Annotated in this window: 15 protein-coding genes; 10 read left to right on the top strand and 5 right to left on the bottom strand. The window is 64.2% G+C overall.

Translation table 11 applies throughout. From position 1 onward, the window contains the following. Positions 1-277: 277 nt before the first annotated feature. The 5 genes from QCM77_RS28960 to QCM77_RS28940 form a co-directional block, all read right to left on the bottom strand. Positions 278-1,342, bottom strand: coding sequence for a ketopantoate reductase family protein (locus QCM77_RS28960; protein WP_279685883.1), 1,065 nt, complete (start codon positions 1,340-1,342; stop codon positions 278-280). Between the two features lie 1,210 nt (positions 1,343-2,552). Beyond that, positions 2,553-3,188 (bottom strand): MarR family winged helix-turn-helix transcriptional regulator, encoded by a 636-nt coding sequence (locus QCM77_RS28955; protein ID WP_279659384.1) that lies wholly within the window; start codon positions 3,186-3,188, stop codon positions 2,553-2,555. An 859-nt stretch (positions 3,189-4,047) separates the two neighbouring features. Then, positions 4,048-5,373, bottom strand: coding sequence for a flagellar protein export ATPase FliI (gene fliI / locus QCM77_RS28950; protein ID WP_279685882.1), 1,326 nt, complete (start codon positions 5,371-5,373; stop codon positions 4,048-4,050). Positions 5,374-5,409: 36 nt separating this feature from the next. Then, positions 5,410-6,138 carry a flagellar basal-body rod protein FlgF gene (gene flgF, locus QCM77_RS28945; RefSeq protein ID WP_279685881.1) on the bottom strand — a complete coding sequence of 243 codons (729 nt, stop codon included), beginning with the start codon at positions 6,136-6,138 and terminating at the stop codon, positions 5,410-5,412. 3 nt (positions 6,139-6,141) lie between these two features. Beyond that, positions 6,142-6,930, bottom strand: a complete 789-nt coding sequence (locus QCM77_RS28940; RefSeq protein WP_279685880.1) for a DUF1217 domain-containing protein — start codon at positions 6,928-6,930, stop codon at positions 6,142-6,144. A 142-nt stretch (positions 6,931-7,072) separates the two neighbouring features. On the opposite strand from QCM77_RS28940, the gene motA reads away from it, so the two are divergent. The 10 genes from motA to flgG all read left to right on the top strand — a co-directional run bounded on the left by motA (position 7,073) and on the right by flgG (position 13,831). After that, on the top strand, positions 7,073-7,972 hold the full coding sequence (gene motA, locus QCM77_RS28935) for a flagellar motor stator protein MotA (protein WP_279659388.1): 900 nt from the start codon (positions 7,073-7,075) through the stop codon (positions 7,970-7,972). Then, the gene (locus QCM77_RS28930; RefSeq protein WP_279659389.1) at positions 7,969-8,907 is read left to right on the top strand and encodes a flagellar motor switch protein FliM; all 939 of its coding nucleotides are present in this window, start codon (positions 7,969-7,971) and stop codon (positions 8,905-8,907) included. Before motA ends, QCM77_RS28930 begins: the two co-directional genes overlap by 4 nt. Next, a complete protein-coding gene (locus QCM77_RS28925) occupies positions 8,888-9,202 on the top strand; it encodes a hypothetical protein (protein WP_279685879.1) in 315 nt (104 codons plus the stop codon). The genes QCM77_RS28930 and QCM77_RS28925 overlap by 20 nt, the downstream gene beginning before the upstream one ends. A gap of 76 nt (positions 9,203-9,278) precedes the next feature. Then, complete coding sequence (fliN, locus tag QCM77_RS28920; RefSeq protein WP_279659391.1) at positions 9,279-9,659, top strand: flagellar motor switch protein FliN; 381 nt, start codon at positions 9,279-9,281, stop codon at positions 9,657-9,659. Positions 9,660-9,661: 2 nt separating this feature from the next. Continuing rightward, positions 9,662-10,702, top strand: coding sequence for a flagellar motor switch protein FliG (locus QCM77_RS28915; RefSeq protein WP_279659392.1), 1,041 nt, complete (start codon positions 9,662-9,664; stop codon positions 10,700-10,702). A 13-nt stretch (positions 10,703-10,715) separates the two neighbouring features. After that, positions 10,716-11,801 carry a flagellar biosynthesis protein FlhB gene (gene flhB / locus QCM77_RS28910; protein WP_279685877.1) on the top strand — a complete coding sequence of 362 codons (1,086 nt, stop codon included), beginning with the start codon at positions 10,716-10,718 and terminating at the stop codon, positions 11,799-11,801. 85 nt (positions 11,802-11,886) lie between these two features. Beyond that, the gene (flgB, locus tag QCM77_RS28905) at positions 11,887-12,267 is read left to right on the top strand and encodes a flagellar basal body rod protein FlgB (RefSeq protein ID WP_279659394.1); all 381 of its coding nucleotides are present in this window, start codon (positions 11,887-11,889) and stop codon (positions 12,265-12,267) included. Between the two features lie 11 nt (positions 12,268-12,278). Next, positions 12,279-12,695, top strand: coding sequence for a flagellar basal body rod protein FlgC (gene flgC / locus QCM77_RS28900; RefSeq protein WP_279659395.1), 417 nt, complete (start codon positions 12,279-12,281; stop codon positions 12,693-12,695). Positions 12,696-12,697: 2 nt separating this feature from the next. Then, positions 12,698-13,027 (top strand): flagellar hook-basal body complex protein FliE, encoded by a 330-nt coding sequence (gene fliE / locus QCM77_RS28895; protein ID WP_279659396.1) that lies wholly within the window; start codon positions 12,698-12,700, stop codon positions 13,025-13,027. A 15-nt stretch (positions 13,028-13,042) separates the two neighbouring features. Then, complete coding sequence (gene flgG, locus QCM77_RS28890) at positions 13,043-13,831, top strand: flagellar basal-body rod protein FlgG (protein WP_279659397.1); 789 nt, start codon at positions 13,043-13,045, stop codon at positions 13,829-13,831. Positions 13,832-13,847: the final 16 nt, after the last annotated feature.

The following is a 13,847-nucleotide window of genomic DNA, read 5'->3' as shown; positions in this document are numbered from 1 at the left end:
ATCGCCTTTTCACGCTGCGTCACGTCGAGACATGACGGGCAACAGGCTTTGCCTCACCCGCTCGTGATGTTTGCGGGTGAGAGCGGGAGCGAACTGGAAGCGACACGATCGCGTGATCAACGACTCGCGATCTCTCGTGTTGAGTTTGCGTCACACCGGGAACAGTGCCGCGCGAGATTATTTGCGGGTAGGGCTTGGTGACAGCGGGCGCGACGCTCAGCCCTGGTGTCCTGAGCGCGTGAGCGCCGACGCGTTCGTTAGCGATGGAACCGACCCGTTACTGCGCGCCCGATCCTCCCTGCACGATCTTCTCGTTGAGCTTCAGGTCCACGGTCTCGACCGTGCGGTCGATCTCTGCATTGGGCACGCCGAGCTGATGCGAGATCAGCTTCACCAGCAGGTCGACGCGCTCGATGAAGGGCGCGCCGCTCGCCACGGCGCGCGCGGCCGATGACGGCTTGAGCAGGCTTTCGGCGGCCTTGGCGTATTTCGCGAACGGCACCTGGTCCTGCGGATCGGCGCCGAGACGGCGGGCGATCGCATCGACATGGTCGTAGATCGTCTGCGAGCGCGCGAGATCGCCGTGCACGGCGTCACGGATCGACTGCGGCTCGTGCGGCGTGATGCAGCGGTAGTTGCCGGTCAGCAGCATCGACCATTTCGCCAGCGGCACGAACAGCGAAGAGAACACTTTCAGCTTCACCGGCACGTCGTGGCCGTCGAGGGTCACCGCATCGATGTCGGCTTCGAGCTCGCGCAGCACCTTGTTGTGCTTGTCGTCGGCGAAGGCCGACGCCTTGAAGTTCGTGGGCAGTCCGACGTGAAGCACGTTCGCAGCCTCTTCCGGCGGGCGGAAGGCCTGCGGGTCGGGAGAGCACAGCGTCACCAGCCCCGGCTCGAAGCGCTCCCACACCTGCGCATTGGTGTAGGCCTCCTCGAGATCCATGTCTGCGAGCGAGGGGATCCGCTTCAGGTAAGGCAGCGGCGGCATGTTCATGATCGACAGGCACGGTAGCTTCGCCGCGGCGATCCTGACCATGAGAACGCGCACCGTGTGGTTGGTGTATTGCGGCTCCTGCATCGCAAGGCCGACCATGTCGTAACGAGACAAATCCACATTGGCCGGCGTCACGGCGTCGAGCTTGCCGGGCAGGTCGCGCGAGAAGAGGGCGCGGTGCACCGCCTCGTCACGCAACTTGATGCGCACCTCGGTACCCTCGCGGTTGATCAGCTCCGCGGTCTTGGCGCGGCAGACCAGGGTCACGTTGTGCCCCGCCATCAGCAGCTTCGTGCCCAGCAGGGAGCCGTAGGAAGCCCCGAGAATCAGGATGTTGCGCGCCATGTTCCGTCCCTTTGACAGATTGTGTGATTTTTTGAGCCCCGGCGGTCATCCGCGGGCGAGTTTGGCGGCATGTAAGGCAAACTGCGTCGGGATGGCAACTGGGATAATGCATACAAGGCTCGGGCTGCTATCCCGTAGCCCGGCTGGAGCCAACGGGTCGGCGCGAGGCGCCGCCCGATGACAGGCTCCGCGCAATCCGGGATCGCTCCCGGTGGCGGCGCTTTCCCGGATTACGCTTGCGCTCCATCCTGGCTACGCGTCCTCGCCTGTGTCGCCCCTCTGTCAATCCGCCCATGCAAATATATTCCGCTTTACCGAAATTCGGAAACGGCGTATGTGTCGCCCATCCCGGCTCATCCTTGAGGGGCGATCTTGTGGTCGTCACGTTCGCGAGCCGGGCTTGCGGTGGACGCGGCAGCGTCGGGTGCGAAAGGTCTGGGGCAGGGCGGATTGCTCTCCGTGAGCCCAAAGGTTCGTGCCGACGAGCGGCGCTGTCAGGTTCGTCTCGTCTGTAAGTTTCCGGCTCCGTCGACAGGGCTGGAAAAACTGCGGCGAAATGGCGAGCCGTGCGTACGGCAAAACCGTGTGGTCCTGGCCGTCGTTGCTACGGTCAAGCTCTTGCGGATGCGGCATTCGCGTCAACCGGCGCGATGTCGGTGACTTCTGCGAAGGCGAGGGAGGCCAGAACGAACTCGGCTCCCGGGAGAGCACGGCATAAGCCGTCCAACCACTGCGCAGGGAAGGCCGAGTGATTGGCTACACCTGTATGCTGCTGTGCGGTTTTTCTGCGTGTACTTTCGCGCAGCGGACCGCGGGTGCCAGCCGGCACCCGGCCTTCCCTGTGCCCTCTTGGACAAGAGGGTGGAGCGACCAAGCAAAGCTCGGGCGAAATGCGCCGCGAGGACGCGAAGGTGTGTCTGCGTTTTGAAAGCGAAAGTTAAGCGGGATTCCGCTCTCGTGCCCCGGACGCCGCGCAGCGCTATCCCGGCGATGCGAAGCATCGTCCGGTTCAGCGGTGCGCTGCAGAGCCGGGGCCCATGTCGCCCCACTGTACCGTGTCGCTGCTGGGTCCCGGCTCTGCGCAGCAGCGCAAGAGCGTTGCAGCTTGTCCGGGACACGAGAGGCACCGCGTGCGCCTTCAAACAACACCGCCGCTGCGAAATCTTCGGCAAGCTCTGCTCGGGATATGCGCCCGGAAATTACGCGCGCCTCAGCCCTGGCTCGCAACGCGCGCGCGGTCGAGATGGGCCTCGATCTTCGGGCGGTCGCGGGTGCGCTCGAAACTGGTGCAGAGCAGTTCGGTCTCCTCAAGCGAGACCGGGGCGCGATACAGCCGGCACATGAATTCGGCCGTTGCGCGCCCTTTGCCGGTAGCCGGGCCGCGTTCGGCGAGAAACATGCAGTCCCGGCAGACGCTGGCATCGAGCCGCTGATGTGCCGCGTCGAGGTGATTGAGGATCTCCCGCAGCGAATCGCGCAGCCTGGCGCACTCGTCGGTTCCAAGCGCCGTGACCGCGTTCAGCACGTGATTGATCGGATCGTGCTGGTTCAGGCACTTTTCGCCCTGCGCGGTGACGTGGAGCACGACGGAACGCTTGTCCTCGTGCGACGGCTTTCGCACCAGGAAGGACTTGCCCTCCAGCGTCTTCACGATCTGCGATGCAGTCGCCCTTGTGGCTCCGATGAAGCCGGCGAGTGCGGACGGAGTGCGCGAAAACCTGTTGGCGCGGCCGAGAAAGCGCAGCGCCATCCATTCCCGATCGCGCAATCCATGCTGATTGCCTTCGAAATACCAAGCCCTCGCCGCCTGAACCAGCAGCTCGACGGCTTCTCTTGCCAATGGCATGAATTCCTACCTTGCCCGGGGGATCACGTCTGCGGCGCCCCGGAGCCGCCTTCCGTCGTCGCGCACGATCCCTTTGCGAGAAGCCGTACCACCCGCAATGTCCGACATATGCACCGTGCTCTTCTCTCGCGCGAAGGCACGGACTGCCCCGCGCCCGACCTGGACCGATCGGCACTGCAAGCTATGGCGCGGGAAGCGGTGTTGCTGATGGTATGCCAATCGCGGCGTCGTCGCACTGGAGCCCGAGTAGCCGTCGCCAGCAGACGATGGATCGGAGTAGTTCAACCGAAGCCCCTAAAGTTCAAGTCACAAGCAGACGTTTCTTAATCTTCCAACGAAACGATGAATGAGCTTCTCAACAAAATCAAGTAGAGACCCTCTCGGAGACAGGATGTCGTCGCAGGGGAATGTAACGTTCAAGACAATCTCGCTCTTCGGGACACATGATGGTGAACGCAATACGCTGTTCCACGAGCAACATGCACTCAACTATGCGACGGTTTGATTGCACGGCACGTTGCTGGCTGTCGTTGATGCAAGTTGATCGAAGCTTGTGCATGAGGACGATGCGGATCGGGATGTCATCCACAACTTGTGCGCTCTACCGGAGAATCGCCAAGGGAACTCACAGGAATTACACGTGGCAGTTGTCCAGGCCGGGATCGCGGAATCGCCGGTTCGGTCGCTTTCGGCGCGGCTGCGCGATTTCCTCACCCCAACGGGGGGAGGCGATCACGGTGGAAACCGGAGACGGCCGTGCATGCGCATGCGCTGGAAGCGTGGCGGCATGCGCAATCGCCTGTCGAAAACAATGGTGCGATCGCGGGGCGGCTCGCGCGCCGTCTCAGCCTGAGACTTGCTAGTCGCCCTTGAGCATGTCCCGCAGCTCGCGGAATGGATCGGCGCTTGGTGGAGCCGAGGCGTCCTGCCGCATCGCGCTGTAGATTCTCGGGACCATGTCGACCGCCTGGTCGAGACCCGAATCACGTCCCGGCTGGTATCCGCCCATCAGGCGAAGGTCGCGCGTGTCCTCGTATTTGGCCATCATGGCGCGCAGCTTGCTCACCAGTTCGCGTTCTTCGGGGTCCCAGACGTTATGGGCGAGGCGGGAGACCGAACCCAGAACGTCCACGGCTGGATAGCGTGCCTGGTCGGCAATGTGCCTGGAGAGCACGATGTGCCCATCGAGTGTGCTGCGGATGGTGTCGGCGATCGGCTCGTTGTGATCGTCGCCGTCCACCAGCACGGAGAAAATCCCGGTGATCGTCCCGGATCCCTCCTCGCCGGGTCCGGCGCGCTCCAGAAGGCGCGGCAGATCGGTGAAGACGGTGGGTGCGTAGCCGCGCGCGACCGCCGGCTCACCGGCGGCGAGCGCGACCTCGCGGGCCGCGTGGGCGAAGCGGGTGATCGAATCGACCATGAGCAGGACCGATTCGCCCCGGTCGCGGAAATATTCGGCGACCGCCATGGCCGTCTTCGGCGCCAGCCGGCGCATCATCGGGCTTTCGTCTCCCGTCGACACGATTGTGACGGCGCGGTGACGATCGGCGCCCAGCACGTCCTCGATGAACTCGCGCACCTCGCGGCCGCGCTCGCCGACCAGGGCCAGCACGACGGTGTCAAAACCCTGACTGCGGGCGAGCATCGCAAGCAGCGTCGATTTGCCGACGCCGGAACCGGCAAAGATGCCGACGCGCTGGCCGGCGCAGATCGGGGCGAACAGGTCGATGACGCGTACGCCGGTGCGCAGCGGCTTGTGGACGCGTGCGCGCTTCATGGCCGAAGGCGCGTCCGCCTCCGCCGAGACCGCACGCGATCCCGGGGTGAGCGGGCCCTGTCCGTCCAGCGGCGCCCCGAGCGCGTTGATGACGCGGCCCTTCCAGCTCTGATCGGGCGCGAAGGACAGTGGCGGCATCCGGTAGGCGACCGAGCCGAGGCCGCCGGCGAACTGCCGATCGAACGGCTTGGCAATGATGCCCTCGCTGTCGATCCGCACCACCTCGCCGATCTGGGGCTTGCCGCCTGAGTTGACGCCGATCAGTTCGCCGAGCCTGACGAAGCGCGACAGGCCGGAGACGCGGAAATGCGTCGGCGCGATCTCGGAGATCGCGCCGCTGACGCTTGCCAGGGGAGTGCTCTGCTGAAGCTCCAGCAGCGCCCACTCAAGTTGACGAAGAGCGTTCAAGGAAACCGTCCAACCTCATTGCGCGTGGGGCGCCGTCTACTTGCCGGGTTCGCCCAGCGTCCGGATTGCGTTCTGGAGCGAGCTCTCGGTGCCCTCGATCATCGAATTGGTGCCGTCGAAGGCGCGCGAGGCCGCGATCAGCTTGGTCAATTCCATCATCGGATTGGCGCCGGAGCCCTCGACATAGCCCTGCTTGAAGCCGTCGCGGGAGAAATCGGCGATGGCAGTCGCAGGCCGGTCGGGCGTGACGCCCGAATTGCCGTAGCGGTCGAGACTGGCGTCGGCGGGAATGTTGAACAGACCGATGGTGCCGATCTCGTTGTTGTCCTGGGTGATCGCGCCGCTGCGCGCGATCGAGACCGGTCCGCCGTTCGGATCGAGCGTGATCTGCGCGCCGCCGGAATCGATGACGGGGAAGCCGGACACGGTCTGAAGGTCGCCGTTGGGGGCGATCTGGAGGCGGCCGTCGCGCGTATAGACCGTGCCGTTCGGACCGGCGAAGGCGATCCAGCCCTGTCCAACCACGGCGACGTCGAGCGGGTTGCCGCTCTCGGTGATGCTGCCCTGCTCGCGCGAGATGATGTTGTCGCCGGGCGAGGAGAAGGCGACCGGGTTCGCGCCCGCCTTGGACAGCACGGTCTCGAACTTCACCACGTCGGTGCGGAACGCCGCCGTGTTGACGTTGGCGACGTTGTTGGCGATCGTCTGGAGGCGCTTTTCGAGGGCGACCTGCGCCGACAATCCCACATAGAGAGCAGATTGCATGACTTACCTGTTGAACCGGATGTTCTGAAGCGTCGTGAGCATGTTCGTATCCAGGCTGGCCGACGTCGACGCGCCGCCGATCAGGACCAGCGCCGGGTTGGTCGAGGTGTCGCTCTGGGCCTGGGTCGCATCCCACATTGCCGCAAAGCGCTGCACGAATTTGGTGACCTTGGCCGGGTCCTGGAAGTCGGTGAGCTTGACCTTGTCCGTTATCATCTTGGCCTGGGCATCGATGTCGGACGAGCTGATCATCGACGACCAGCCCATGGCGGTCTGAACCACCTGGGTCAACGCCTTGTCGGCGAGGATCTGGTAGGCATTCGTGATCGTGGAGGCCTTGCGGGTGAAATAGAGCGCCAGCCGCAGGCCCTCGTTCTGGTCGCCGGCCTTCTGCTCCATCGTCTGCGTGACATATTGGGTCGCCGTGCCGGTCGTGGCCGCCGTGGTCTGGGTCGCCTTGTCGCCGAGGGCGGCGAAATTGAAGGCGGTGGCGAATTCCCGGTAACGGGTGTCGGAGAGCTTGTTGGCGAAAGCGTCCTTGGTCGCGACGCCCTCGGTCAGCACCTTGCGCATGAACGCCTTGGCATAGGTCATGTCGCTGAGGCCATAGGCCTTCATCGCGTAGGAGTAGAGGCGATAGTCCTTCAGGAAGTCGTCGACGGTCTTCACGTTGCCGATGTGGCTGAGGAAATAGTCGGTGTCGCGGCTGACATCCGGCTGCGTCGCGACCTGCGTCAGCGACTTGCCCATGTCCTTGGTCAGTCTGGTGTAGTCCGCGATGGTGGATAGCATGACACGCGCCCCTCTGGCCGCTCTTGCGACATCGTCCCAAGCTGCCGTGAATTGCTTGCGCGAGGCTGACGAGGGGGAAGCCAGCCTCGCGCAAGGCTCGCCAACTAGATATTCCCGCTGGGATCGGTGATGGAGCGGCGCGTTGGGCAGTTTCGTGGGGATCGTCATCACGGTAGCGGCGCTGCTGGGCGGATTTGCCGCCATGGGCGGGCATCTGGCCGTGCTCATGCAGCCGTGGGAGTTCGTGATCATCATGGGCACCGCGGCCGGCACCTTCATCATGGCCAATCCGTGGAAGACGGTCGCGGATACCGGGCTTGCCTGCATGCAGGCAGTGACGGGGGCGGTGCCCGGTCAGCGCTACTATCTCGACCTGCTCGGCGCGCTGCACGCGCTGATGCGGGAGCTGCGGGGCAAGGGCCGCAACGAGGTCGAGGCGCATATCGACGATCCCGCGTCCTCCGAGATCTTCAAGGCCTTCCCGAGCGTGCTCGGAGATCCGTCGCTGCTCCAGTTCATCTGCGACTATGTCCGCCTCATCATCATGGGTAACGCGCGAACGCACGAGATCGAAGCGCTGATGGACGAGGAGATCCACACCATCGTGAAGAGCAAGCTGGCGCCCTACCACGCGCTGGTGGTGGTCTCGGAAGCGCTGCCTGCGCTCGGCATCGTCGCCGCGGTACTCGGCGTCATCAAGGCCATGGGCGCGCTCGACCAGTCGCCGAAGCTGCTGGGCGGCTTCATCGGCGCCGCCCTCGTCGGCACCTTCGCCGGTATCTTCCTGTCCTACGGCATCATTTCGCCCTTCGCGATGAAGGTGAAGATGACGCGCGAGAAGCGTTGCCGGCCCTATATCATCGTCAAGCAGACGCTGCTGGCGTTCATGAACGGTGCCATGCCGCAGATCGCCGTCGAGCACGGCCGCAAGATGATCGCGAGCCCCGAGCGGCCCTCGATCGACGTTGTCGAGAACGAGACGATCGCGGGCCCCAAGGCGGTCGTGACCGAGGCTGAACCGAAGGCTGCGCGCGCATCATGATGGAAGCCCTCGACGTCGATCAACGCAAGCAGCTGCCGAACTATCTGCTGGACGCCGCCGGCATATCGATCGAGCGGATGCCGATGCTCAATGTGATCTTCGATCGCATGGCGGCGTCGTGCACGGACAGCCTGCAGCCGATGGCCGGAACGCCGTGCTATTTCTCGGTCAACGGCATCACCAACGACCGCGTCGGCGACATCGTCAAGGATTACGAGGCCAACGCGGTTGCGGCCGTGCTCTATGCCGAGCAGTGGGATTCCCGCATCATCATCATGCTCGACCGCGACTTCGTGTTCACCATGGTCGAGGCGATGTTCGGCTCCGACGGCGCCGAACCGCCGCTCGACGTCGAACGCTCCTTCTCGAACATCGAGATCCGCCTGGTCCAGGCGCTGTTCGAGCGGTTCGCCAAGGCGCTGCAATCCGCCTTCGCCGGCACCTCCAACGTCACCTTCCGCGTGGAGCGGGTCGAGACCGCCATGGCGTCGCTGGCAATCGGGCGGAGCGGCAACATGTCGATCTGCGCGAACATCATGCTGCAGGCACTCTACCGCGGCGGCCAGATGTTCCTCATCATTCCGCACTCCGCGCTCAACCCGCTCAGGCAGAAGCTCGCGACCGTCGTCGTCAGCGACGGCCGCGCGGCCGATCCGCGCTGGCGCGAGCAGATGGAGACCGAGGTTCACCGCACCGAGGTGACGCTGAGCGCGGTGCTGGACGAGAAGATGATTTCGCTCGGCGACGTGGTGAAGTTCCAGGTCGGGCAGGTGCTCGAGCTCGAAGCCACGCCACGCACGCTGGCTCGGCTCGAGAGCAACAACCAGGTGCTGTTCTGGTGTCAGATCGGCCAGCTTGATGGCTATTACGCCATGCAGGTGGCAGATCCCGTCGATCAGAAACGGGAGTTCGTCGATGATATCCTATCTCGTTGATGCCGTGCTGCTGATTGCGCTCGCTTTCACCAGCATGCGGGTGACCCGGATGCATAGCGAGCTGGCGCGGTTGCGCAGCTACCAGGGCGAATTCTCGACCATCGTCCACGAGACGGCGGGTGCCTTCGACACGGTCATCACCGCGGCGCATGATTCCACCGCAAATCTGGGCCGGCTCGCCAACGTGCTGAGCACGAAGATCGATCAGGCGCACGAGGCGATTGCGGCGCTCGATGCGAGGAGCGGGCTCGCATCGGCGGCGACCGCAGGCGGCGCCGACGTGAACAAGCATTGAAACCGAAGCCGGCTGAACAAATACGATCGGATCGTTGCGGCGCTCCGGGAGCGGAAATACCAAGAGGCAATACCAAATGGCGCAGTCCTTCGACTATGAGTCAGCATCGGCGTCCGAAGAGGGGCATACCGAGACATCTCCGCTGGAGCGGCTGGCGGAGATCGCCGCGCGCACTGCGGAGGAGAGTGGCAAGTTCGCCAATGTCGATGCCATCCTGCGCATTCCCGTGACCATGCAGGTGGTGCTGGGATCGGCGACCATTCCGGTGGCAAACCTGATGAAGCTCGGCCGCGGCGCGGTGGTTCCGCTAGACCACCGGGTCGGCGAACCCGTCGACGTCGTCGTCAACGGCCGCGTCGTCGCCCGCGGCGAGGTGGTCGTGGTCGAAGAAGACAATTCCCGCTTCGGCGTCTCGCTCACCGAGATTGTCGGGCCGTTGGGGCAGGGTGATACCTGACCATGGCGGCACAGGTCGGCATGGCTCCCATCAAGCAGCGAGGCGTTGCCACGCTGGGCGGAACGGATAAGGTCGCGGCACTCCTGCTCGCCATGGGCCGGCAGGCGGCCGCGAGCGTGCTCGCGCAGTTCGAGCCGCAGGATATCCGCATCGTTACCAAGGCCGCGGCCGAGCTGCGGCCGATCACCGCGCAGGAACTCGAGTCGATCGTCGAGGAGTTCGCCCAGCAATTCTCGATGGGCGCCAACATTCTCGGCACCCTCGGTGGCCTGGAAGCCGTGCTCGGCGACGTGCTTCCGGCCGACCAGGTCTCGGCCATTATGTCGGACCTGCTCGGCAATTCGAGCCGGTCGGTGTGGGACCGCGTCTCGTCGGTGTCGGAAAACTCGCTGGCAAGCTACCTCTCCAAGGAGCACCCGCAGACCGCGGCGCTGATCCTGTCCAAGGTCAAGCCGTCTTGCGCCGCCAAGGTCATGAGCCAGCTGCCGTCGAGCCTGCGCAACGAGCTGATGCGGCGCGTGCTCAGCCTCAAGCCGATCGTCGATGACGCCCTGAGGGTGCTCGAAAAGACGCTGCACGAGGATTTGACGCTGAACTTCGCCCGCAACCTCGGCGCGGATACCTACGCCCGCGTCGCCGACATCATCAACAAGATGGAGCGCGGCCATATCGAGGATATGCTGAAGAGCCTGTCGGAGAAGCGGCCGAAGTCGGCCGAAGTGCTGAAGGAGCTGCTGTTCACCTTCGACGACGTGACCAACCTGACGCCGAAGGCGCGCACCATGATCTTCGACCAGGTGCCGACCGATCGCATCGTCATCGCGCTGAAGGGCACCGACAAGCATTTCCGCGAGATGATCCTGTCCTCGGTCGCCTCGCGCGTCCGCCGCGTCGTCGAGCACGAACTCGCCATCGGCGAGCCGTCGAACCAGCGCGACGTGCTGGAGGCGCGGCGCGTGATTACCGACCTCGCGCTCGACCTCGCGGAAAAGGGCGAAATCGAGCTCAACCCCGAGCAGGAGGATGAGCTGGTCTTCCGCTGACCGCTGAACCGGCATGGCAGAAACAACCGATCAGGAGAGCAAGACCGAAGAGCCGACCGAGAAGAAAGTCCGCGATGCGCTCGAACAGGGCAAAATCCCGGTCTCTCGGGAGGCGTCGATCTTCGCCTCGATGGCCGCGCTGATGGTGATCCAGGCGTTCCTGATCGGCCAGGGCGTGCAGCAATTGACGCCGATGCTGACGAGCTTTCTCGACGATCCCGACGGCTTCCCTCTCAGCACCGGGGCGGACGCCCTGAATCTCCTCACCGTGGTAGGGCTTCAGGCATTGCGGTTCCTGGTGCCGCTGGTGGTCATCCTGGCGGTGTTCGGGCTCGCGGCCTCGCTGTTGCAAAACGCGCCCAGCCTGGTGCTCCAGCGCATCATGCCGGACCTTTCGCGAATTTCTCCGCTCAAAGGCTGGAGCCGGCTGTTTGGATCGCAGGGTCTCGTCGAGTTCGCCAAGTCGCTGTTCAAGCTCGCCGCGGTGACCGTCGTCGTCGCGTTCGTGCTGCGCTCGTCGGAAGCGAGGGCGTTCGAGGCGATGTACACCGATCCGGTCGCACTGCCGGAGATGATTCTGAACATCGCCATGCGGATCGTCTCGGCGATCTGCATCGCGACCATCGTCCTGGTCGCGATCGATCTCGCCTGGGCGCGCTTCCATTGGCGGCGCGAGCTGCGCATGACGCGGCAGGAGATCAAGGACGAGCACAAGCAGGCCGAAGGCGATCCGTTGATCAAGGCGCGCCTGCGCTCGCTGGCGCGCGACCGCTCGCGCCAGCGCATGATTTCCTCCGCGTCGCGCGCGACGCTGGTGATCGCGAACCCGACGCACTTCGCGATCGCACTGCGCTACGAGCGCGAGGAAAATCCGGCGCCGATCGTCGTGGCCAAGGGCATGGACGTGATCGCGCTGAAGATCCGCGAAGTCGCCGAGCAGAACCGGATTCCGGTGATCGAGAACAAGGCGCTGGCACGCGCGCTCTACGAGGCGGTTCAGGTCGACCAGGTGATTCCGGCGGAGTTCTTCCGGCCGGTCGCCGAGATCATCTACTTCCTGCAGTCCAAGCAGACGCCGCGGACCGAGAAGGTTCAGTAGAATTCCGAGGACGACGTCTCGCGCATCAGCCTGACGAAAGCTTGCGATCCTAAGTTTACCCTGTCTGAACCAGAATGGTGCTGCCGTGGGACCGCTCTATCTCTTCGAACTCGCATCGTCGCAGGCGCGGTACCTCGAGCTCCGCCAGTCGACGATCGCCACCAACGTCGCCAACGCCAATACGCCGGGCTTCAAGGCGCGCGACGTCGAGCCGTTCAACAAGGTGCTCGACGGCATGCCGGTGAGGCTCGCGACGACGTCGCCATCGCACATGCAGCTCTCCGCGGCCGAGAGCGACACGCGGGCGACCGCGAAGAAGGACAGCTGGGACGTGGTTCACTCCGGCAACTCCGTCAGCCTCGAGCAGGAAATGATCAAGGGCAGCGACGTCAGCCGCGACTACTCGATGAACTCGGCGGTCGTGCGGTCGTTTCACCGCATGCTGCTGTCGAGCGCGAAGACCTGAGGTGAACTGACATGCTGGACGCACTGCAATCTTCATTGACGGTCGCGAGCTCCGGGCTCGAAGCGCAGTCGACGCGCATGCGCATCGTCTCGGAGAACCTCGCGAACGCGACGTCGACGGGGCGCGCCGCCGGCGCCGATCCCTATCAGCGCAAGACCATCACCTTCGATGCAGCGATGGACCGCGCCTCGGGCGCGCAGCTGGCGAAGGTCAAGGAGATCGGGGTCGACACCACGCCGTACCGCGTGGAGTACGAGCCGGGGCATCCCGCCGCCGACAAGGCCGGCTACGTCAAGCTGCCGAACGTCAACATGATGATCGAGATGGCGGACATGCGGGAAGTCAACCGGTCCTATGAAGCCAATCTACAGGTAGTGAAACAGGTGAGGTCGATGCTGGGCATGACCATCGACCTGCTGAGGAGCTGACAATGCTTGAGGCAATTTCATCCACCGCGATTTCCGCCGGGCAAGCGGCGAGCCGCGCGACCGAGGCGCAGGCCATCTCGCCGGCGGCGACGCCCGCGATCCAGCCCGGCGGCGAGGTCGGATTCGAATCGGTGATGAAGCAGGTGACGACGGACGCGATCGGCACGCTGAAGGCGGGTGAAGCGGCGTCGATCTCGGCGATGCAGGGCAAGGAATCGACGCGGCGCGTCGTGGAGGCGCTGATGTCGGCCGAGCAGGCCCTGCAGACGGCCGTCGCGGTTCGCGACAAGGTCGTGCAGGCCTACCAAGAAGTCGTTCGGATGTCGATCTGATCAAGGAGTGACGCTGTGAAATCGCTTGCCATCGCGGCTACGGGCATGAACGCCCAGCAGACCAACATCGAAGTCATCGCGAACAACATCGCCAACATCAACTCGACGTCGTACAAGCGGGCGCGCGCGGAATTCACCGATCTGTTCTACCAGATGGACCGCATGCAGGGTGTTGCGAACACCAACGGCTCGTCACCGATCCCGGAAGGCGCCAATCTCGGCCTCGGCGTCAAGTCGGCGGCGATCCGCAAGCTGCACATCCAGGGCGCGCTCACGCAGACCGGAAATCCCTACGACATGGCGATCAACGGTCGCGGCTGGTTTCAGGTGCTCGGCCCGAACAACGAGGTGCAATACACCCGCGCGGGTTCGTTCAACACCAATGCCAACAGCCAGCTCGTCACGACCGACGGCTACCTGCTGGATCCCTCCATCACGGTGCCGCAGGGAACGGTGCAGGTCACCGTCAACCAGACCGGTCAGGTGTTTGCCAAGCTGGATACGGCCGTCAACCCGCAGCAGATCGGCCAGCTCAACCTTGCCAATTTCGCCAACGAAGCGGGCCTTGAGCCGCTTGGCAGCAATCTCTATCGCGAGACCACGGCGTCCGGCACGCCGGTCGTCGGGCTGCCGGGCGATTCCGGCTACGGCAAGATCAACCAGCAATATCTCGAAGCCTCGAACGTCGACCCGGTCAAGGAAATCACCGAGTTGATCTCGGCGCAGCGCGCCTACGAAATGAATGCCAAGGTCATCCAGGCCTCGGATGAAATGGCCCAGACAGTCTCGAAGGGCATGCGCTAGTTCCGGTGTCTCGATG

Source organism: Bradyrhizobium nivariense, from assembly GCF_029846695.2.
GTDB lineage: Bacteria > Pseudomonadota > Alphaproteobacteria > Rhizobiales > Xanthobacteraceae > Bradyrhizobium.
This window is presented reverse-complemented; position numbering and strand designations above follow the sequence as displayed.

Coding starts and splice junctions, on each gene's coding strand:
- QCM77_RS28960 (WP_279685883.1), bottom strand. CDS start 1,342: ATGGCGCGCAACATCCTGATTCTCGGGGCTTCCTACGGCTCCCTGCTG.
- QCM77_RS28955 (WP_279659384.1), bottom strand. CDS start 3,188: ATGCCATTGGCAAGAGAAGCCGTCGAGCTGCTGGTTCAGGCGGCGAGG.
- flgF (WP_279685881.1), bottom strand. CDS start 6,138: ATGCAATCTGCTCTCTATGTGGGATTGTCGGCGCAGGTCGCCCTCGAA.
- QCM77_RS28940 (WP_279685880.1), bottom strand. CDS start 6,930: ATGCTATCCACCATCGCGGACTACACCAGACTGACCAAGGACATGGGC.
- QCM77_RS28930 (WP_279659389.1), top strand. CDS start 7,969: ATGATGGAAGCCCTCGACGTCGATCAACGCAAGCAGCTGCCGAACTAT.
- QCM77_RS28925 (WP_279685879.1), top strand. CDS start 8,888: ATGATATCCTATCTCGTTGATGCCGTGCTGCTGATTGCGCTCGCTTTC.
- fliN (WP_279659391.1), top strand. CDS start 9,279: ATGGCGCAGTCCTTCGACTATGAGTCAGCATCGGCGTCCGAAGAGGGG.
- QCM77_RS28915 (WP_279659392.1), top strand. CDS start 9,662: ATGGCGGCACAGGTCGGCATGGCTCCCATCAAGCAGCGAGGCGTTGCC.
- flhB (WP_279685877.1), top strand. CDS start 10,716: ATGGCAGAAACAACCGATCAGGAGAGCAAGACCGAAGAGCCGACCGAG.
- flgC (WP_279659395.1), top strand. CDS start 12,279: ATGCTGGACGCACTGCAATCTTCATTGACGGTCGCGAGCTCCGGGCTC.
- fliE (WP_279659396.1), top strand. CDS start 12,698: ATGCTTGAGGCAATTTCATCCACCGCGATTTCCGCCGGGCAAGCGGCG.